Genomic DNA, 19,183 nt, shown 5'->3' on the forward strand with positions numbered 1-19,183 from the left:
ACGGATTTTTTTATGCCTGTGGCTCATCAATCAGGACATCCTGTCTCCTGATTTTCTTTGTTGTACTGCGTATAAACGGATTTTTCCGGATCACCAGACCTGTAATGCGACGATAGGTCGGCTGATTTTTATTGTATACATCCAGAAATGCCTGAAGCTGTAAACGAATCATCTCCGTATCCAGTGCCTTTGCCTCCACAACTGCCTGTTCCGGATAGATGCGTGCTGTCAGACCATTCTCTTCACCTGTTACAATCACTTCCGCAACAAGTGGATTCAGCGCAAGCTTGTTCTCAAGTTCTTCCGGTGATACATTTTCCCCATTGGAGAGAATAATCAGATTTTTCACACGACCGTTAATAAAGAGGTATCCATCTTCATCCATATAGCCCTTGTCGCCTGTATGCAGCCAGCCATCCTTCAGTGTTTCCGCTGTCTCCTCCGGCATCTGATAGTACCCTTTCATAACACTTGTACCCTTTACCAGAATCTCCCCGTTTTCAAACTTTATCTCCACATTCTCAAGTGGTTTTCCGATAGAACCCGGTTTATGATTTTCCGGTGTATTATTACTGATAACAGGAGAACATTCCGACATGCCATATCCTTCCAGTATCTGAACGCCATATTCTGCAAAACGGTCAATATAGTACGGATCCAGATGTGCCCCGCCGGTAAAAATCGTCTGCAGTTTTCCGCCGAATACTTTTTCTGCAAGAACCGCCTTCGGGATTTCCGGATCAGCAGCCGCCAGTCTCTTATAAATTGTCTCAATCATCATCGGAACCATGAGCATGATATCTGGTTTAAAAATGCTCATATTTCTGACCATATGAAGCAGGGAGTCATTGATACAGATAGTTGCCCCCTGAGAAAATCCTTTCAGCCAGTCCATGACAAGGCAGAATGCATGATGGATTGGAAGTACACTGAGCATGGCAGTTCCAGGCTCTGCTGAAATCTTAACTGCCTCAACGTTGGATGCCAGATTATTCTGTGTCAGCATAACCCCTTTGCTCTTGCCTGTGGTTCCGGAAGTAAAGATAATAGTCGCAATAGCTTCTGCATCCGGACAGGAAGCATCTTCTGCTGCGCTCTTTCCCATGTCTCTCAGCTCATTGATACTGTACACGCCTGAAGGCAGATCCTCCACCTCTTCCTGGAGCATCCATACTTTCTGAAGCTTGGGACAGTTTGCAAGAAATGCTTCCAGATATGGTCTGTGTTTCGGACTTAAGAAGAGTGCTTCGGAATCGGAGCGATTTATCAGGTCGATCAGTTCTTCACACGGGAGTGCAGCATCCAGCGGCACCGCTGTAGTGTATCCTGTAATAATTCCCAGATAGCTTTCGATCCATTCTACAGAACTGGTTCCGATTAATGCAATATGTTTTCCCTCAAACCCTTCTGCAAGAAGTCCTTTTCTGGTAGAAATCACATTTTTCATCATTTCGCTGTAGCTTTTCTCCAGAACTTCTTTTCGGTTAAGCCATTTTACTGCTTTGACTTCGCCAAATTTCTGTACACTTCCTTCTAATATATTCCTGATCAGCATATTTTTCCTCCTTCACTGTTCAGTGAACTGACACTCTGTTAATTCTTACTGTTCACTCCGGGAACAGTAACGTTAAGTCCTACTGAAGCTCCTCAAGAAGCTTCAGTGCCTCCTCAAGAGTTGTAATTTTTGTCACTTCGTTTTCATCCAGTTCAATATCAAAGGTATCCTCAAGCTCACCCAGGAAAGACATAAAATCCAGGGAAGTAAATCCCAGATCCTCACGAAATCTCATCTCACCTGTCATCTCTTCCGGTTTCACTTTACTGTACTGCGCCACAATATTTTTAAATTCCATTTCCTGACTCATTCCATTTCCTCCTGATTTTTGATTTCTATAAAAACAATGCCGACAAGTTCTCGTTAACCACGCTTAACCTTTCATGCTTTGTGGAACCTGTTGCTCTTTATACCTGTTCCATAATCTCTCCAATGCTCATATCCGGCTCTGCAATCCCTTTAAAAAGAATACGCATCATATAATAATACAACAGTTCCATGTCATGCTCCTCCAGATGAGCAGTCTGATAATGATAGGAGAAGTTCATTCCCCCATCCTCGGTGTGAGATACGGTCAGATATATTTTCTTGGTTGCAGCACCGTTTGCAAACCATTTGGCATGCTGGCGAATAGTTCCAAGCATTTCATTCTCCACCTTCACCGGCATTGGCTGATAGGTCAGATAGCAGCTTTCATAGCTGGTATGCTCCGGTGTATGATATCTTTTTCTCATCTCATCCACAATAAATGCCGGATCATAATTGCTGTGCATATAAATTCGATTCTGCATATTCTGAATTTCATAAGCTGCCGAAAGAAAATCTGTCTCTGGTGAGATCACTGTTCTACATGGAAACATAATGGTTCGGCTTCCTCCTGAAGTCCATTCGTCATGGGTAGAACGTCTGGATATAAAATTCTGGATTGTAATATCCTCCTGTCCATTATTTACTTTTGACAGATAAGTACGGATACCAAGCAGAAGCAAATTTGTCATAGAAAGCTGATGATTCATACAGAAATCCATCAGGTTCTGTGTCGCATACGGTTCCAGATGATAATCCTTTACTGCAACAAACAGCTCGTTCATCTCAATGTCAGAAGCACGAAGCTTCGGATTTCCATGGCGCTTTCTTGCTTCCTCCAATACGGACGGTCCCTGAATATCAGAATATAACGGCTCACCCAGTGCATCCAGCTGGTCATCCCAGAATTTTTTATCTTTTGCAAAACGCTTTTCATTGCCCGCCTTTGCCAGGTCTTTTTTCAGAACCGTTTCAAAATCTACCAGTTCCTGAGGACAGGCTGTTCCATATCTGTAATGCGTATATAATTGGAACAGATCTTCGATCATAACTACAAGTCCACAGGAATCGATCAGTCTGTGATCCATATGTAAAAAGAAACCATTGTATCCTTCTGGAAGCTTCAGCATGGTAAATTCACACATGGGAATATTATTTCCGTCAAATGTTTCATATGCCCACTGCTGCATCAGCTCATCTGCCTTTGCCAGACTTTCCATTCCTGACAGATCCTTCAGCTCAATATCACGCGGGTCCTGTTTTTCAATATACTGTTTTACATTTCCCTCTTTATCCGGCTTTGTAAAGCGGACTCTGGTACAACCGGAACGCTCTGTTTCCATCTGAATACATTTTTTTAATAATCCAAAATCCAGTTCTGCCTGTACAGAAGCCACAACGCTCACGCCAGATACCTGCTGTGTACCATAATCCAGGATCCAGTTGTGATGCATTTTCTGAGCTGCCGTCAAAGGATAATAATTTCTCATATAATAGATAACCTCCATTGTCCCGATTTTCCTCTTTATCCGGGACAGAAAACATTGTATGTATGCTTCAGGTGAAAAAATATCATACCTTCTCAGGAAATACCAGTACCCTGAAGACTTAATGAACACTTTATAAAAAATTGACCGGAACTTATCATACATTTAACATAGTACATCGAATATTAAGTTTCGATGTACTAGCAGTTCAAAGGTATATTTTCTGCTATGTACTATGTCTGATAAATCTCGGTCAGGATTTTTTCATTTAATCGTATTTTTCAAAAAATTCCATCATCTTATGCTGATACAGTTCCGGATCTGCATAGGCACTGCACAGATGCCGAGCTCCCGGTATGATCACCAGTTCCTTCTCTGCCCTGCAGAGCATATAGTTCTGAAAAGAGTTATTGGGATATACATAGGTGTCCTTCTCTCCATGGAAAAAGAGAACCGGTCTTTTATTTTTTTTCATGGCTTCTGTAGTGTCTGCATCTTTCATATGAAATCCAGCCAGAAGAGAACAGAACCAGTCCAGTTCCATCAGAAGCAACGGAATATGATGCAGGTGGAACCAGTTAGCTGCCATATCACGCATCTGCCGTTCCATAGACTGAAAACCACAGTCCGCAATCAGGCCTTTCACCTCCGGTGGAAGTGTATGTCCTGATGCCATCAGCACAGAAGCTGCACCCATGGACTGTCCGTACAGGTAAATGGGAAGCTTCTCTTTGTTTCGTTCAGCCATATACACTGCCCATTGCTGCACATCCCATTGTTCCTTTGCCCCAAAAGTAATATATTTTCCCTCGCTGTCACCGCAGCAGCGATGCTCGATAAACAGGACATCGCACTGATGCTCATGCAGATATTTCGCCATAAACGACAACGTGCCAAACCGGCTGCCACGATATCCATGACTTAATATGACGATCCGTTTTGCAGCTACTGCAGGCAGATATAATGCATGCAGTTTTAATCCATCAATACTTTTGATATAACAGTCCTGCATGTTCTGTCCAAAGCACCATGCCTTACTCTCATTATATTCTCTGGCATAACCGTTCTGGGGATGATTTTCCCTGATATGAGACAGTTCAAACCATTTTTTTCTTTCCTTTTTCTGCTCTCCCCTTTTGCAGCAGACCACCATGTTAAAAAAGCGCCATCCCACCTCCAGGGATCCCAGAAAAACAGCCGCCAGTATTGCGAACAGCTTAATAATTTTTTTCTTCATCATGATTTCCTCCGCAGTTCACATTTTGAATAAGAATCCTGCCCGTAAAACTTCAGTTATATCAGATAGCTTTAAGGTCTTTCACCATAGACTCAGGTGGCAGATAAGGTATCCACCTTTCAAGCTGATAGCTCTCCGATGAAGATACTATTTTACCGGACCATCCCACGATGCAAATTGATCTGCATATGTATCCAGATCTGCCACACTTACCGTCAGTTTTCCGTCTGTATTCTTATAATCTATATACATAGGATTGCACCCGCCTGTAGTTTCACCTACACTGACTGTCGTGAATACATTTCCACAATTCTGGCATACCAGTCTTCCGTTCTGTTCCTTAAAATACGCCCTTGGCGATGGATTGCATACCTGACATGTATTAAGTGATAAGCGCGGAGTTCCATCCGAGCCTTTTACAGCAATAAGCTGGATATTGGTTCCATTGGAATCGTAATTGATATACATTGGATTCGAAGTCAATGTATCTGCATCAATTGAAATTTCACCATTCTCTACGGCAGGAGTTTCATATACCACTGTTTCCTCTTTCTCCGCATCTGATTCCGTATTTTCAGCTTCTGACGTATCCAGACTTCCAAAACCAAGCATCAGAGGAACTGTTCCCAGACTGAACATCAGCATCGCAGCCGCACCTGAGACAGGATTTCCCGATCCAAGTGCTATAATCTGCATGGACTGCATGGGGCCACACGGCATCAGCCCATTCAACAGTCCGACAAAAAACGGTCTGTTCTCTCTTCTTCTTTTCTTGTTTATTTTATCAGTCAGCCTTTGTGGAAATCTGATTTGGAACTTTCTTAATAATGTAATCCAGCCCAACATGTTTATTCCCATGATCACCATGAACAAACCCGCTATTATTTTCAATATCCCCTGCAGAAGCAGTGGAATTCCCATTCCGCCGCCTCCTGTTAACAGCATTCCCATTCCGCCCAGCAAAAAACCGATTACCGAATATGAAATCACACGTCCCGTATTATATAACAAGGATGGAAAGATTATCTTATTTTTCGGAGTTTTCCCATTGTCATCGTCTGCCACAGGAATGCACTGCGACAGATTAATCCCTCCACACATCGCTATACAATGAACAGATGTAAGAAGCCCTACTTCTTGAATTTATATCTTCCTTTTCCGTGACCGGATACCGGTTCAATAATGTCTGCCTTTACCAAATTGGAAAGAAGTTTTGAAGCACCTGAACCTTTTAGCTCAAGAAGCTCCATAACTGCACTTCTTCCAAACACCTCATCAAAACCAAATCTTTCAAAAAGTCTATGAATATGAATCGTCGTTTTTACTGAGAAATCACTACCTTTTCCGGAAAGCACACTTTCAATATCCACTTTTTTGTCTTGAACGTCCACTTTTTCATTCTCAATATCCACTTTCGAATCCCCAATGTCCACTTTTTCTTCGTTCAAAAGTCCACTTATATGAAGATTTCTATTATGAAGCTCATTTTTCTCGTTCAAAAGCAGATTTCTGAGAAATACTTCCAGATACTCTGTTGTTTCGTGAATACCTTTTTGCAGGTTCGTATAATTTGCACGGACAAGTGCATTTCTAAAATACCACGCATTTTCCGCAAAAATATCATTGGTTGCAGAAAAGCCCAGTGTCCTTAAATATTTGATAAAGAACACTGCCGTTGTTCTCGTATTGCCTTCTCCGAAGATATGGATTTGCCATAATCTTGAAACAAACACCGCAAGATGATGGATAATCTCGTCCATTGAAAGTCCTTTATAACTAAAATCTTTCTCCTGCGAAAAATCATATTCCAGTGTGGCTCTCAGTTCTGAAGCACTACCGTACATTACAGTTGCTCCATCAAGCACCCATTCTTTCTTTGTGATGTTGTAATCTCGAATCTTTCCGGCGTGTTTATAAATACCCCGAAAGAGTTTGCGGTGGATAGAGATATACTCATTTGGAGAAAATGAGAACGCTGTTTCAGAAAGAATTTCAGCAATACGGGACGAAACCTTATCAGCTTCTTCGGTACGCTCATCATCGGACAAATGCACAGGTCTTTCCTCATAGTAACTATCAATAAGGCTCTGTGCTTCTTTCATTGTGATTTTGCCTTCAATATTCTGAATGGCAGTATCAATCAAATATCTAGATGGTTTGAGTCCGTCCACTGCCTGAAGTCCGATTGCCGTACTCCAAGCATATCCCTTATGAGCTTTATCCGGTTCAGACTCCCTCAAATATTCCTTAAACGGGTCTTTTTCCATATCCACTACCTCGCTTCATAGTCTTATAATTCAATCTAATTTGTGCAGACTGTCTGCGCAAATTCAAATCTGCACTATTCGCTTTTCTGCATATCCTCATCAGCTTTTGCAATCATCTGTCTGTACTGTTCTTTCACACTTTCCGGTGCAAGTATCTGTACCTTGCCATTCCCCCCCAAGGGATACTGTTTCATTCTTATTTGATATTATACTATGAATAATCTATTTTTTTTCAAGATATGAGGATTCGTTCGCAACTTCTATTCGTCAAGGTGTTACTGTTCACTCCGTTCACAGTAACGCGCTTCGCGATGCACAGAAATCATGCATTCGCATGATTTCGCGCCGTAATTCTCGGGTTTTCTGTGAACTTTGTTCACAAAAAACGCCTCGCGGAACGTTACCAGTGAACAGTAACGTCAAGGTGTCACTTTTTGATAACACTTGATACTACATTCTTGAGGATAAGAAAAAGAGATGCCGAAGCACCTCAATTATGAATTGCAGACACAGCATGATAGATTCCGTAATATGCACGATTATTGGCACCACGAAACTCTTTCGCACCGAGAAGGATCTCTGCGGCTTTAATGTCACTTTGTGCCGTTTCAATTCTATACAGAACCAGATCCTTCTGTGTTCCTTTTTCATTAGGCTGCTTCAAATAGCTTTACCCCCTCTTTTTCCACGTTTGCATAAAATGGGTACGCATCAACCCAATTTTGAAAATGCTGTTGACTTTTAGCTATGGGCTTTATATCAAGATCGTGATCCATATTAAAATCAAAGGTTTCACCAGATAATTCATGCCGATACTGTTTTATATCCATATCAGATAAATCCAGAAGAATCATAATATCTATATCTGAATCATCCCTGTAATCACCTCTTGCATAAGAACCATACAAAATCACCTTTTTTAAATGTTTTCCATATATTTTCTGCAAAATTTCTGTGTACTGGTCCAATAAATTTCGTGTTGTTATCGGCATAGTCCCACCTCCTGCTGCTCATTACCAGTTTCAATGCCTCTCACGGCACCTTCTGTTCAAATATAGTAGATATCTTACTTTATTATAAGCGTACCACACTCGGTTATGCAATAAGTATTTTTCTCCAAATTTAGACAAACATCTCCCACTTAATAAGGAATAAAAGCAGCCACCCTATTATTTATAGAATAGCTGCTCAGTTAAAATTCCATATTCAGTTTTATTCTACAAATCTGACAGTGAAATTCGGTCGTATGCACCATTTTCTTATCTTCTGAGTGTGGCTCCAAACCGATAATTGTAATATCTTTCTGATCTGGACCGTAAACCCAGTACATTCTCATTGCGCCACTGGTTTTATTTTCCAGATATTAGTCTATAGCTCCATAGCTTATCTTTTGTTCCCTTTACATTTATTATAATCTTACTACCACTGCTTATGCAATAAGATTTTTTCGACAACGCCAGAAGAGAATCACGCATCCTTTTCCTGTCTGTTTTTCCATTCCTGCTTCTTTTCTTTCAGTTTTTTCTGGAAATCATCAAACTCTGCCTGTTTTAATTCTTTTGTTACTGTCGTATATATATCAAGTGTCACATCACTTCTGCTATGACCACACAGGTTCTGTATCACTTTAATATTTACTCCTGCTTCTACCAAGCGTGTTGTAAACGTATGTCTGAGTGAGTGGCAGGAGAAGTTTGGAAGTAACACGGGATTATTTTTTTCTTTCAGGAGCTGTTTGTCATTACAGTCTCTTATAATACGCCGTAAAGCCCTATTTAGGGTTCCCTGGTTCTGCACATTACCAAAGCGGTTTACAAAAATAAAGTTGTGGTACCCGTCAATAGTTACTTTGGACTGTATTCCTGCCAGATCCTGCATTTTTTTCTCTAACAGGAACGCATTCTTTACTTCCTCCGTCATAGGGATCTGACGCACTCCAGCTTTGGTCTTCGGAGAATGAATATCGAAATAACAGCCGTTCTCATCCCGATGTTTATAATAAACCAGCGTATGGTTCACGTCTATTATTCCAGACTTTAAGTCGATATCATTCCAACGTAACCCGGTAATTTCACCTACACGCATTCCAGTTCCCAGCATAACTGTAAAAATAGGAAGCCAATGATAATACTGTGAGTTCTCTTTGGACAAAAATTCCATAAACAGCTCCTGCTCTGGTAATGTCAAAGCGCGTCTATGTGAATCCTCATAATGATGAGAACTTTTTAATTCTTTCAGCAAATTATCTGAAATATTTCTTCTTATGTAATTGTCTTCAACAGCAAGCTGCAGAATCTGATGTATCACTGTATGAATATTATCTATTGTCGCAATCTTTAGGCCCCTTGCATTACTCTGGAGAGGGTTACGTACAAGAAAGCTGATTACTAAAGGCCTATGGATTTTTATAGATGAGTTCCAGAATCTTTCTTTGAAAGAGGATTCCGTTCTGTTAGAAATGCTGTGTGAAGCAAGAAAGTATCATGTGAATATTGTGCTGGCTACTCAGTCAATCGCTGGATACAGAAACGATATCAAAGCAGCACTGGATAAAACGGCAGTCCATTCGTGACCGCAAGCACCTTTCCACCATACTTTCTTATTCGAGCCGAAAGTTATACTGTCCGGTGTCAGTGGTAAATTCTTTTCTGACCACTCTGCAATCAATTCTGGATGTACTGCCGCTAAGCTGTTACTCATATCAAAACCTCCACTTCCTCTGTGATTAAAGTATATGAGGTTTCGGCTTTTTCTTGTAGTTTGCGAATATCCGTAAAAATAGAAAAAGCCCTTTGAGAAAAGATTTCTCCTCTCTCAAAGGGCTTGATAAATGGGAATTTTCAAATTAGTCTTTGCAAATAACCTTTGAACCTTCACCATCAATTACAATTCCCTGACGGTTGTTAATCGGGCATAGATTCAAATCCGAAAACTCAGTCATTATTTTCTCGGTAACTTTCTTAAATGGTGCTGTAAGATAATGCGGAAGAACATAGAAATCAATCAAATCAAGCCCTGCATCATCTTCTTGTGAGTAGTCCTCTGGCTTTTCATCCATTTGCTCGATATATTGGATGCTTGGAGCGCATATAATTGCGCCTGCCGACTCGCCGATCATCAATTTTCCATTTGCCAATTCCTTTTTCAGTAGCCCATCAGTTCCCGTTTTACGGAGCTGGTCCATAAGAAAGAAAGAATTTCCGCCGGTAAAATATATCACATCTGCTTCTTCAAAAACAGACTGTATCGTTGAATAAGCCTCCGTTGAAATATCAATTTCAGTTACGATTGCTCCCAACTTTTTGAATAATTTTCGAGCCGAGCCGACATAACCGGTGTAGCCTTCACGCAGTGAAGCTGTTGGAATAAATGCGACTTTCTTATTTTCAATTTCTTCCTTTATCAGACTTCCCACACTTGAAAAGTGCGAACATAAAAATAGTTTCATCAATATTCTCCTTTATAAATACCGATTTATCTTTTTCTTTCTGAAAATGGGCAATTCCGCAATGGAACTGCCCATATATCTTTAAAATATGCGATTTTTAAGGCTCTGCACCGTTTCAAGCACCATTTGGTGTAAATTTGGTGTATTTGTGTATTTTCAGAGCTTTTTCACAAATGAAGTACATCCCGTTTTGTAAGGTAAAACGGTACTTCTTAATAGAGCTTTGCACCTGCCGGAATATGGTCATCTACCATAAGGAGATGAAGCTTTTCTTCGCCTTCTTCTTCGTGTACTGCACTGAGAAGCATACCACAAGAGTCAATGCCCATCATTGCTCTTGGAGGAAGATTTGTGATTGCGATAAGTGTCTTACCAACAAGTTCTTCCGGCTCGTAATATGCGTGAATACCGCTTAAAATGGTTCTATCTATGCCTGTTCCGTCATCAAGAGTGAACTGAAGGAGTTTCTTTGACTTCGGTACAGCAACGCATTCTTTAACCTTAACTGCTCTGAAATCTGACTTTGAGAATGTATCAAAATCAACATCTTCTTCAAACAAAGGCTCAACCTTTACCTTAGAAAAATCAATTTTTTCCGGCTCTGAATTTGGTGTAGAAACCTCTTTAGAACTTACACCATTTTCGGATTTTACACCACCGAGGGTCTTCATTGTCGGGATTTCTAACTGCATACATCTTATACAATTTAATTCCCTTTATTAAAACACTTTACAGCCTTTCATCATTTATTCTCTAAACCTTTAGAACTGATTAAGGCTCTTTAATTTGTCGTACTCTTGTCGTACTATACAAATTTTGTCGTACCTCCTCAGCAAAACTAAATCAGACTCTTTCCTAAAATACATCTAATTTTTTTGCTAATTCCTGCATCGACTCATGCTTTTTTGTTTCTGTAACTTCTGCATAAATGTCCATCGTAGTTTCAATATTTGCATGTCCCATGATAGACTGAATTACCTTTAAATTTGTCTCATTTTCACAAAACCTCGAACAAAAAGTATGTCTCAAATGATGACATGAAAAATGCGGTATAAGAATCGGCTCTCTCTTTTCTTTGGCAGCTTTTAGCACCTCTTCTACATTATATGCTTCGTATATACGCTTAATTGCTCTATTGATAGCCTGTGGATTATGTACATTTCCAAAACGATTAGAAAAAACAAATCCAGACATTCCATCAATTTCTGTTTCATTGAACCCGTTTTCTTCTTGAAATGCATACTCTCTTTTAAGAGCTTCATAAACTGTATCAAGCATAGGAATCATTCTTATGCCCGCCTCTGTTTTAGGTAATGATACGGCAAATGAACAAATACCATGTCCCTTATATTCCCTGCTATAATAAACCAAACTATGATTGATACTAATTATCCGCTTCTCAAAATCAATGTCATCCCACCGGATTCCAATCGCCTCACCTATTCTGCAGCCAGTGCCAAGTAAAAACTTGAATAATGTCACCCAGCTTTCAAACCTTTCATTATTCTCTATGTATCTTATGAAAGCTCTCTGTTGCTCCAAGGTTAGTGCATGTCTCACACCATGATTTCGCCCCGGTAGCTTTTTTACTTGTGCCATTACCCCATCACTCGGATTAGTTCTGATAATATTATCCCTTACTGCTAACTGAAAGGTTGGATGTAACACCGTATGAATAGTCTCTAGCGTATTCACTTGCATTTTCTTATCTTTCAATAAGTATTGATAAAATTGTAGGACATCTGAAAACTTAATCACAGCAATCTTCTTTTTGCCAAACCCATCTTTCACGAAACGATCATACATATATTTATAATTCGTTCTTGTTGTTTCTCTCAATTCTGATTTTGTAGAAATATATCTATCAAAAACAAAATTAACTGTTGCACTGCCTGCAACATAGGTGTCCAGACCGTCTAGCTGATCTTTAACTAACTGTTCTTCACGTTCTCTTAATGTCTTAATATCTTTTGAATAAATGCTGCGTCTTCTGCCTAATGTATCCATATATGTATACACATACTTTCCATCGCATTTACGTTGTGTTTCGCCTTTTCTTAATACCCTCCCTTTTCTATCCTTCCTTGAATATGCCATTTTTCTCCTTTCTCAAGGAAAGAATTTTCACACTTAGCTTCTTTGGGAATCTTCCATTGCATACTGCAAATCAATTCCTTTTTGTAGCACTTCTGTTACGGTCATGTCATGTTTGGACGCATATTCTCTAAGTTTTGTGGCTTCTTCCTCTGTCAGTTTCAATCCAATCAACGTATTTTTCGGATTCGCTGACTTTGGTCTTCCCATTTTAGCCACATCGTACACCTCCATCCATTTCTCCTTTATTATACTTTTGGTTTAACCGTAAGTCAAGTGTATTTTCCTTTTCTCTGAAAATCTTTCCTTATCAAAAATAATTCTTTTACTGCACCCGGAATGTTTCAAGATATTGATCAAAAATATCTAAGTCAACCAATACCATTCTGTCTATCTTCAAGATGGCTCCCGCATCCTTTGCTAATGTCTGAAATTTATTCATTCCCATACTGTACATTTCTGCACCCTCTTTATATCTGACTAACCTTTTCTTTTCCACTTTTTTTGTTGCTCTTTGCATATTCTTTTATTCCTTTTCTCTCTATATTAATATAAAAATTCTGCAGGCGGCTGTCGGGAAACAGCCTCATTGGAATCACACCATCTTTTCAGACCGGGCAGCCATCCCGGAAGTATCATTATCAGAAACAGTGTCTTCGCCACAAAGTTCCCACACTCTGCCTACAGCCAGATATGAATCGCTCATGTCAATTTCTCATAAACACGTATTCACGTACTCCAACCTTGCGACACGGTGTCGCAAAGTTACCATCATGACATTCATGGCGTATCCGCTGCCAGGCTATACTGTTTCATTTGTCCCGCAGAATAAAATATTCTGTTATCAAGGTGCAATTTATTTCTTAAAATCAACTTTTATACGTTAAATGTCTCCTATCAGAAGCCAGCAGAAAGGGATACTGGTTTCCAGTCATTCTTAACGTACTATTTTAAATTCTAAAATCGTTTTCAGCAGTTTCGCTTCTAATCTGTCACGCAGAGTTTTATCTACGCAGTAATGAACGTTTCCATATTCATCATACATTTTTCTGGTTGCCAGCTTTGCTATGTAGCCTTCATAATGTTTCATTACCGTATTAATTGCCATAACATTACCTGTTGTAGCATCCTCAATAATGCAAAATGGAAGCAGCCATTTTTCTTCTGTATTTTTATTTTTTACACTCACTTTTGTTTTCCTCCATTATCTGCTTCAGCAATTCCAATGAACGTGTCCGGTGCTCATGCACCGTACTTCTAACAAGATTCATTTTCCTTGCAATCGCAGCATCACTCATCTCCATAAAATATGACAGCAGAATTACTTCTCTTTTTCTATCCGTCAACGCATTCAATGCCTCTGCCAGTAAAGAACTTTTCACTTTCACATCATACTCACATGTTTTAAAAAAGTAGGATGTTTCATTATATTCATCCACTACTGACAGTTTCCCTGTCTGACATTCAGATAGTTCTGAAAACAATATTTCATGTTTTCTCCGATAATCCATATGCCTGTCATAATCTACCACTTCGCCATCCAGCGCCAGTTTGCACTTTCGATCAAACTGATGCCTGACCGTTGTTTCGTCATAGGAAGAAGATTGCTCCATAGAGTTCACCTCCTTCCCGATCGCAAGATATGAGCAAAGGTCTTTTCCCTTTCACCCATATCCCGTATGGAAAGTACGCGATGTTCGGGTCTGGAAGAATTTTTTTATCTTTATAATAAGAAACGCCTCCTGAGCCGAAGCCTAGCAGACGTTTTTCATTACCGAAACAGTGTTGCTTATAAAAAATAAACGATTCTTTTATCCTCAAATAAAATAAGCGGAAATAATAGATTTCGTCTACTATTCCCGCTTATTATCTCTTTTCTATTTTATACTTTACTACCCCAATATATTGTGAAATCAAAACTGCTGCCATTGTCACTGCAACCAAAGACACTATTGCATTCATCCCAGTAAGTGTACAAATCCCCGCAAACACATATATGCCCACAATAATTTTTACAGCTACCTTTCTGCAGTGTTTTTTTTCATCTGCATCAAGTTCCCGGTTAATGCTTTGTACCGGAGCCATATTCCAAATTAGAACACTGCTCAACACAATTATTCCCCACGCAAGATTTAAAGGTTGTGTATACAAACGATTAACAACCAGTACCAATGTCTGCACAGTAACAGAACACATAAAGCAGGCATCAAAGCTGTTTAGATGCACTCCACCAACAAAACTGCGCAACATCATAAAAATTCCTGTAACCACTGCAAATTCCGGAATCATATGCAAATATACCGCAATTCCAAAACAGGCCAAAAGACAGCTCAACATTTCAAGTCCTATTTGAAACCCATATTGGTATATTTCATATGATTCTTCTGGAACAGCACCGGATTTAACAATATAACTTGTCAGTTTTTCAGAAAAATATTTCATGTTACATCTTTTTCATTTTCCTCAGTGTTTCCGGCATTTTAGGCTGATGGAAGATATAGCAGCATGCACTATCCGCTGACATTTTTCCAAGTTTCAAAGATACGTTTGCTAATGCTTTAGCTGACTGTTTTTTTACATTTTTAGAATTCATAATCTGAATCTCCTTTCATTTGTTTCCTCTACACTACTACAAAAAAAACTGAATTTGTCTTTCTTGTAAAAAAAACGAGTGTTGATGTAACTTTTTCTATTTCCCTTTAAAAATAAAAAGTAGCGGCGACATTTATATCACTGCTACTTCTCTTTTAACCCGTATTTTCCTAAATACCAATTCCATCGGGCAACATCTTCTATTTTCTTTCTATACTCCTCTGAACTCTTGGCTATTTCTAAGTAGTCATAGGCGCCCGCCATTAACGTTGAAAAAATATTTTGCGGTGTTCCTTCTTCCATCAGCGTAAGGATTGGTATCCTTTGTCCCAGCCTCCCCTTTACCTGAACAATTGTTTTAAATGTACCTTTCTTAACCATTTCTTTATCAAAGTACATAATAACTATATCCGTATACGGATATAACTTTTTTTCCAAGGACTTATAAGTACACCATGTTAATTTATATCTTCCGTCTATTACACTATTTGTCAAATTAAAGATTTTCTCATCATCACTGAATAATAACACTTCCGTCATACCGCACCACCACAATACCATTCTAAAAAAATCATTCGCCATTTCCCCAAAATTATCTTTTTATTTTATATCTTTTTTCCATAATACAAAATATAATGCAATAATATCGACTGTTGATGTAATTATTCCTGCTTTCCATATAACACTACTCTGATTAAAAAACGATTTGCCACATCATCATCAATCGTAACCACTCCATGATATTTGGCAGCAATTCGATATACGGATGAGAGACCTACACCATGATTTTCCGCATCTGTTTTTGTAGACTTTAACCTTTTATCTTTCGTCTTTATAAGCACACCTTTGTAATTATTTTCCACAAATAGCAGCAGGTTATTTTTATCATATTTCATGTGAAGCCTAATGTACTTTTTACCCTCCGCTTTTTGTGCTGCCTCTACAGCATTTTCTAATAAATTGCCCAGTATCAGGCAAATATCCGCACCCCTAAACGGCATTTCCATAGGAATATTTAAATTTACGGAAAAGTCTATTCCCACTTTCTTTGCCTCAACATACCAATACCCAATCAATGAATCTATAACAATATTTCCACTGTTTGTAACTGTAGATGTCTTTATTCCACCTTCTTCCATTATCTCATTGACAAATCTAATAATTTTTTCATTATCTCCGTTTTCTGCATATGCAAGAATTGACACAAGGTTGTTTTTCATATTATGTCTCATATCTCTTAATCGAAGTATTGACAGTTCTCTCTCCTGCTGATGTCGTTCACACAAATCTAATTGTTGTTCATAGACAGAGGTCATTCTTCTTAGCTGCAGATCATCCGCCAATTTTATATAAATATAGAAAACAAGAACATTCACACCTAACAAGATAACGGCAGTAACTGCAGATTGGATATTTGCACGATTACTATGGAGCCTATACCCAAGCATAAAGATATTATTCATAATATAAATGCTACCTATCGGAATCAATACGAGCATAAAACTATATCTCACTGGAAGCTCTTTGATTTCATCTTTTGTAAATACTCTCTTCAATGCCGTAATTGCAATCATAAATACAATTTTCGAAGTAACTGATCCTAACGTTCCTAATTCCTGAAGATCTGTAAATTCACAGCAGTACGTCAAAAGTATATTCCCACTTATTGTTTCTATCAACATCCAAATTGCATTAAAGGCAATTGCGAAAATACATTTATTCCAAAATTTTCCTTTGTATATCAATTCAACAACCAACAGAACTGTAATAATCGTAATACTAATATTTGCATAAGCTGGCAAAATCTTACCATTGGATATTTCAATCTGCCATGTAGCAAACACCACCGTTCCCATGACGGTCAATGCCCTTCTTTTTTTCCTTATCAAAAATATATCAAAGTAATAAAAGAACAGATATACTGCAAATAAAGCAAGTAATATATCTGTTCCACATGAAATAATGCTATTCGCCGACATAAAATGTGTCCTCCATTGAACAATACTGTTCACCTATTAGCTTTCTTCTGTCCTCGCTAATTGAAATTTTCTTACCGTTGTCCATAATTACAAAATCATATGCTTGTCCTTCTACATGCTTATAATTTACAAGATATGACTGATGGACACGCAAAAATGGCACTTTGCTCTGTTTAAGGCTATCCTCTATATCATTTAATTTTCCATATGCGACAAATGTATCTTTTTCCGTCACAATAAATACTTTACGTTTATTGCTCTCAAAATATAAAATTTCACGCATTGGTATTTTATGATTCACCCTCTGATAGCTATACCGAAAATACGAATCTTCACAATACACTTCTTCGTATGCTGATTTAAAACAAGTTTCAAACAACTCTTCACTTACCGGCTTCACAAGAAATCGAAACGGTCTAACTTCAAAAGACTCCTGCATATGATTTTCATGACTTGTGGCATAAATAATAAGAGCGTTTTTATCATAAGCTCTAATTCTTTTAGCTGCCGAAATCCCATCTTCTTTGTCCATTTCTATGTCCAAATAGATTATGTCCAAATAGATTATGTCAAAATAAGTGCCCTGTGCAACCGCATCCGCAAGACTCTCTCCATTCCAAAACACTTCAATTTCAACATCCATAAAATTTCGCTTTGCTATTTCCTGTAACAGCATATCCATTCTTCCGGTTGTCTGAATATCATCATCACAAATTGCTATATTCAGCATCTTTCATCAACTCTCTTCCGTATTTTGCTTGTCTCTTTTACGTTTTTCACACGTTTTCTTAACCGTCTGCATAATCGACCATACCATTTCCTGATCATATTTATCCAGCCCTTTGTATATTTCAACAAGATCATAATACGCATCCAATGTTTTATTCACCCTCATTTGTCCCTGCAAATCTCTCTTCACTTCTGAAACTCCCAGTAAATAATCCGTTGTCACATTAAAATATTCGGCTATCCTCTTTAACACATCCACTTTAATACACAACACATCTCTTTCATATTTACTAAGCATTTGTTGTGTAATTCCTAATTCAGAAGCTAAAATCTCCTGTATTAGTCCTCTGTTTTCACGAAGTTGTTTGATACGACTCTCCATAATTGGTTACCTCTTAAGCATATTATAGATATATGCTACCCTAATAAGCTTCTTGTGATACAAATAATAGAAGTAATCAATTACATTATTATATCCATCATCTTATATATACTTACTGTCAACGAAAATCATGGCAACCTTTTCTATGTACGGACACTTAAAAAGATAAAAATCTATCAATATTGGGGATTATGTGAATATAGGTTATCACAATAACTACTCAAAAATTTTTCCATGTAATTATTTCCTGTGTTAAAGTAACTTTTATTTCAATAAGTTATGCTGCAAAGGATGCTCATTATGAACTTATCTCCCGATTAAGCAGTATTGTTACAGTGACCCTTCCTATCCAGGAACCTCTGAAGGAATGACCTCTGATGAAGTCTGTGACATAAGTGAAGATAAACTTCTGAACATAGATTATTTTTTACATGAATTCGATGACTTTGGCGATGACGTTTTGCTGAAGAAAGGTTCTATATCTTCTAAATCAAAAACGTCTATTTTTATGCCCAAAATCCAAACTAAGCACTTTCCCCAAAAAAAAAAGCCAGCAATTATGCTGACAAATGGTAAGCTATTCATCTCTTACGACAAATGAAAGTATATGAAATCTAAGTTCAAAATAATATAGTGCGAAATCCTAAAGACAGAGTTCACCTGAAACCACGGAAACTATCGTGACACTTCAAAGTACTCTCAAAAACAGGCGTGTCCTCATTGCTCACAATAAAACATACCGGAGTTCACCTTGTATATCAGTGTATATTCTGTGTATTCTGATATAATAATCATGGTTTTTTTACCGTGTCTCAGAGTACACAACTTTCCAAGAAGGGTACTCTGAGACTTTTTCTTTTTGTAGTCTTATGACAGTATACACATTAATCCGTTTGACAGACAAGTAAATCATGAATATGCTATTTTAAGAAATCAACACTCTTGCTGCTTCATTTTTATGTCACAAAACTTTAAGATATTAGTCAATAATATGTAAGCGCTTAATTTTTAGGTATGATAGAAAAATCCCCGACTACTTTTCAGTAGCCGGAGCACCTTGACAATTCACATATGATTGATTTGATTCGTTTGCACGACGTTCGATCT

At 38.3% G+C, this 19,183-nt stretch carries 23 protein-coding genes; all 23 read right to left on the bottom strand.

Going from position 1 to position 19,183, the window contains the following annotated elements:
• Positions 1-10: 10 nt before the first annotated feature.
• Entirely contained in the window at positions 11-1,555 is a 1,545-nt protein-coding gene (locus AB5170_RS12290) for an AMP-binding protein (protein ID WP_368361597.1), read from the bottom strand.
• 79 nt (positions 1,556-1,634) lie between these two features.
• Complete coding sequence (locus AB5170_RS12295; RefSeq protein WP_173770817.1) at positions 1,635-1,865, bottom strand: acyl carrier protein; 231 nt, start codon at positions 1,863-1,865, stop codon at positions 1,635-1,637.
• 97 nt (positions 1,866-1,962) lie between these two features.
• Positions 1,963-3,351 (bottom strand): condensation domain-containing protein, encoded by a 1,389-nt coding sequence (locus AB5170_RS12300; protein WP_368361598.1) that lies wholly within the window; start codon positions 3,349-3,351, stop codon positions 1,963-1,965.
• Between the two features lie 265 nt (positions 3,352-3,616).
• Positions 3,617-4,588 (bottom strand): alpha/beta hydrolase, encoded by a 972-nt coding sequence (locus AB5170_RS12305; protein ID WP_226821276.1) that lies wholly within the window; start codon positions 4,586-4,588, stop codon positions 3,617-3,619.
• 144 nt (positions 4,589-4,732) lie between these two features.
• The gene (locus AB5170_RS12310; RefSeq protein WP_173769384.1) at positions 4,733-5,686 is read right to left on the bottom strand and encodes a Fe-S-containing protein; all 954 of its coding nucleotides are present in this window, start codon (positions 5,684-5,686) and stop codon (positions 4,733-4,735) included.
• A gap of 29 nt (positions 5,687-5,715) precedes the next feature.
• Positions 5,716-6,852: a Fic family protein gene (locus AB5170_RS12315; RefSeq protein ID WP_187565282.1), complete on the bottom strand. Its 1,137-nt coding sequence runs from the start codon at positions 6,850-6,852 to the stop codon at positions 5,716-5,718.
• Positions 6,853-7,342: 490 nt separating this feature from the next.
• Complete coding sequence (locus tag AB5170_RS12320) at positions 7,343-7,516, bottom strand: hypothetical protein (RefSeq protein WP_226814914.1); 174 nt, start codon at positions 7,514-7,516, stop codon at positions 7,343-7,345.
• The gene (locus AB5170_RS12325; RefSeq protein ID WP_173703807.1) at positions 7,503-7,844 is read right to left on the bottom strand and encodes a nucleotidyltransferase domain-containing protein; all 342 of its coding nucleotides are present in this window, start codon (positions 7,842-7,844) and stop codon (positions 7,503-7,505) included. The genes AB5170_RS12320 and AB5170_RS12325 overlap by 14 nt, the downstream gene beginning before the upstream one ends.
• 475 nt (positions 7,845-8,319) lie before the next feature.
• Entirely contained in the window at positions 8,320-9,159 is an 840-nt protein-coding gene (locus AB5170_RS12330) for a site-specific integrase (protein ID WP_330382804.1), read from the bottom strand.
• Positions 9,160-9,357: 198 nt separating this feature from the next.
• Entirely contained in the window at positions 9,358-9,552 is a 195-nt protein-coding gene (locus AB5170_RS12335; protein WP_202017096.1) for a zinc-ribbon domain-containing protein, read from the bottom strand.
• 145 nt (positions 9,553-9,697) lie between these two features.
• Positions 9,698-10,300, bottom strand: a complete 603-nt coding sequence (locus AB5170_RS12340; protein WP_055271744.1) for a Type 1 glutamine amidotransferase-like domain-containing protein — start codon at positions 10,298-10,300, stop codon at positions 9,698-9,700.
• A gap of 212 nt (positions 10,301-10,512) precedes the next feature.
• Positions 10,513-10,992 carry a methionine--tRNA ligase subunit beta gene (locus AB5170_RS12345; RefSeq protein WP_237926033.1) on the bottom strand — a complete coding sequence of 160 codons (480 nt, stop codon included), beginning with the start codon at positions 10,990-10,992 and terminating at the stop codon, positions 10,513-10,515.
• Between the two features lie 163 nt (positions 10,993-11,155).
• Positions 11,156-12,397: a tyrosine-type recombinase/integrase gene (locus AB5170_RS12350; RefSeq protein WP_144167544.1), complete on the bottom strand. Its 1,242-nt coding sequence runs from the start codon at positions 12,395-12,397 to the stop codon at positions 11,156-11,158.
• 33 nt (positions 12,398-12,430) lie between these two features.
• Positions 12,431-12,628, bottom strand: a complete 198-nt coding sequence (locus tag AB5170_RS12355; RefSeq protein ID WP_144167542.1) for a hypothetical protein — start codon at positions 12,626-12,628, stop codon at positions 12,431-12,433.
• A 91-nt stretch (positions 12,629-12,719) separates the two neighbouring features.
• On the bottom strand, positions 12,720-12,914 hold the full coding sequence (locus AB5170_RS12360) for a DUF6462 family protein (RefSeq protein ID WP_117639540.1): 195 nt from the start codon (positions 12,912-12,914) through the stop codon (positions 12,720-12,722).
• A 417-nt stretch (positions 12,915-13,331) separates the two neighbouring features.
• Positions 13,332-13,583: a helix-turn-helix domain-containing protein gene (locus AB5170_RS12365; RefSeq protein WP_144167540.1), complete on the bottom strand. Its 252-nt coding sequence runs from the start codon at positions 13,581-13,583 to the stop codon at positions 13,332-13,334.
• Positions 13,567-14,007 (bottom strand): RNA polymerase sigma factor, encoded by a 441-nt coding sequence (locus AB5170_RS12370; RefSeq protein WP_144167538.1) that lies wholly within the window; start codon positions 14,005-14,007, stop codon positions 13,567-13,569. Before AB5170_RS12370 ends, AB5170_RS12365 begins: the two co-directional genes overlap by 17 nt.
• 253 nt (positions 14,008-14,260) lie before the next feature.
• Positions 14,261-14,836, bottom strand: a complete 576-nt coding sequence (locus AB5170_RS12375; protein ID WP_144167535.1) for an accessory gene regulator ArgB-like protein — start codon at positions 14,834-14,836, stop codon at positions 14,261-14,263.
• A 1-nt stretch (position 14,837) separates the two neighbouring features.
• Complete coding sequence (locus tag AB5170_RS12380) at positions 14,838-14,987, bottom strand: cyclic lactone autoinducer peptide (protein WP_144167533.1); 150 nt, start codon at positions 14,985-14,987, stop codon at positions 14,838-14,840.
• Positions 14,988-15,130: 143 nt separating this feature from the next.
• Positions 15,131-15,526, bottom strand: coding sequence for a hypothetical protein (locus tag AB5170_RS12385; protein ID WP_173770348.1), 396 nt, complete (start codon positions 15,524-15,526; stop codon positions 15,131-15,133).
• Between the two features lie 122 nt (positions 15,527-15,648).
• Positions 15,649-16,965, bottom strand: coding sequence for a sensor histidine kinase (locus AB5170_RS12390; RefSeq protein ID WP_368204157.1), 1,317 nt, complete (start codon positions 16,963-16,965; stop codon positions 15,649-15,651).
• Complete coding sequence (locus tag AB5170_RS12395) at positions 16,952-17,695, bottom strand: LytR/AlgR family response regulator transcription factor (RefSeq protein ID WP_368361599.1); 744 nt, start codon at positions 17,693-17,695, stop codon at positions 16,952-16,954. The genes AB5170_RS12390 and AB5170_RS12395 overlap by 14 nt, the downstream gene beginning before the upstream one ends.
• 6 nt (positions 17,696-17,701) lie before the next feature.
• The gene (locus tag AB5170_RS12400) at positions 17,702-18,076 is read right to left on the bottom strand and encodes a helix-turn-helix domain-containing protein (RefSeq protein ID WP_195983087.1); all 375 of its coding nucleotides are present in this window, start codon (positions 18,074-18,076) and stop codon (positions 17,702-17,704) included.
• Positions 18,077-19,183 lie beyond the last annotated feature (1,107 nt).

Source organism: Ruminococcus sp. RTP21484sp1_RTP21281st1_A8_RTP21281_210402 (assembly GCF_040914025.1).
Lineage (GTDB): Bacteria > Bacillota > Clostridia > Lachnospirales > Lachnospiraceae > Blautia_A > Blautia_A faecis.

What these genes read in the sequence shown, in the direction of transcription:
- AB5170_RS12290 (WP_368361597.1), bottom strand. Translation starts at nt 1,555, where the DNA reads ATGCTGATCAGGAATATATTAGAAGGAAGTGTACAGAAATTTGGCGAA.
- AB5170_RS12295 (WP_173770817.1), bottom strand. Translation starts at nt 1,865, where the DNA reads ATGAGTCAGGAAATGGAATTTAAAAATATTGTGGCGCAGTACAGTAAA.
- AB5170_RS12300 (WP_368361598.1), bottom strand. Translation starts at nt 3,351, where the DNA reads ATGAGAAATTATTATCCTTTGACGGCAGCTCAGAAAATGCATCACAAC.
- AB5170_RS12305 (WP_226821276.1), bottom strand. Translation starts at nt 4,588, where the DNA reads ATGATGAAGAAAAAAATTATTAAGCTGTTCGCAATACTGGCGGCTGTT.
- AB5170_RS12310 (WP_173769384.1), bottom strand. Translation starts at nt 5,686, where the DNA reads ATGTGTGGAGGGATTAATCTGTCGCAGTGCATTCCTGTGGCAGACGAT.
- AB5170_RS12315 (WP_187565282.1), bottom strand. Translation starts at nt 6,852, where the DNA reads ATGGAAAAAGACCCGTTTAAGGAATATTTGAGGGAGTCTGAACCGGAT.
- AB5170_RS12325 (WP_173703807.1), bottom strand. Translation starts at nt 7,844, where the DNA reads ATGCCGATAACAACACGAAATTTATTGGACCAGTACACAGAAATTTTG.
- AB5170_RS12335 (WP_202017096.1), bottom strand. Translation starts at nt 9,552, where the DNA reads ATGAGTAACAGCTTAGCGGCAGTACATCCAGAATTGATTGCAGAGTGG.
- AB5170_RS12340 (WP_055271744.1), bottom strand. Translation starts at nt 10,300, where the DNA reads ATGAAACTATTTTTATGTTCGCACTTTTCAAGTGTGGGAAGTCTGATA.
- AB5170_RS12345 (WP_237926033.1), bottom strand. Translation starts at nt 10,992, where the DNA reads ATGCAGTTAGAAATCCCGACAATGAAGACCCTCGGTGGTGTAAAATCC.
- AB5170_RS12350 (WP_144167544.1), bottom strand. Translation starts at nt 12,397, where the DNA reads ATGGCATATTCAAGGAAGGATAGAAAAGGGAGGGTATTAAGAAAAGGC.
- AB5170_RS12355 (WP_144167542.1), bottom strand. Translation starts at nt 12,628, where the DNA reads ATGGAGGTGTACGATGTGGCTAAAATGGGAAGACCAAAGTCAGCGAAT.
- AB5170_RS12360 (WP_117639540.1), bottom strand. Translation starts at nt 12,914, where the DNA reads ATGCAAAGAGCAACAAAAAAAGTGGAAAAGAAAAGGTTAGTCAGATAT.
- AB5170_RS12370 (WP_144167538.1), bottom strand. Translation starts at nt 14,007, where the DNA reads ATGGAGCAATCTTCTTCCTATGACGAAACAACGGTCAGGCATCAGTTT.
- AB5170_RS12375 (WP_144167535.1), bottom strand. Translation starts at nt 14,836, where the DNA reads ATGAAATATTTTTCTGAAAAACTGACAAGTTATATTGTTAAATCCGGT.
- AB5170_RS12380 (WP_144167533.1), bottom strand. Translation starts at nt 14,987, where the DNA reads ATGAATTCTAAAAATGTAAAAAAACAGTCAGCTAAAGCATTAGCAAAC.
- AB5170_RS12385 (WP_173770348.1), bottom strand. Translation starts at nt 15,526, where the DNA reads ATGACGGAAGTGTTATTATTCAGTGATGATGAGAAAATCTTTAATTTG.
- AB5170_RS12390 (WP_368204157.1), bottom strand. Translation starts at nt 16,965, where the DNA reads ATGTCGGCGAATAGCATTATTTCATGTGGAACAGATATATTACTTGCT.
- AB5170_RS12395 (WP_368361599.1), bottom strand. Translation starts at nt 17,695, where the DNA reads ATGCTGAATATAGCAATTTGTGATGATGATATTCAGACAACCGGAAGA.
- AB5170_RS12400 (WP_195983087.1), bottom strand. Translation starts at nt 18,076, where the DNA reads ATGGAGAGTCGTATCAAACAACTTCGTGAAAACAGAGGACTAATACAG.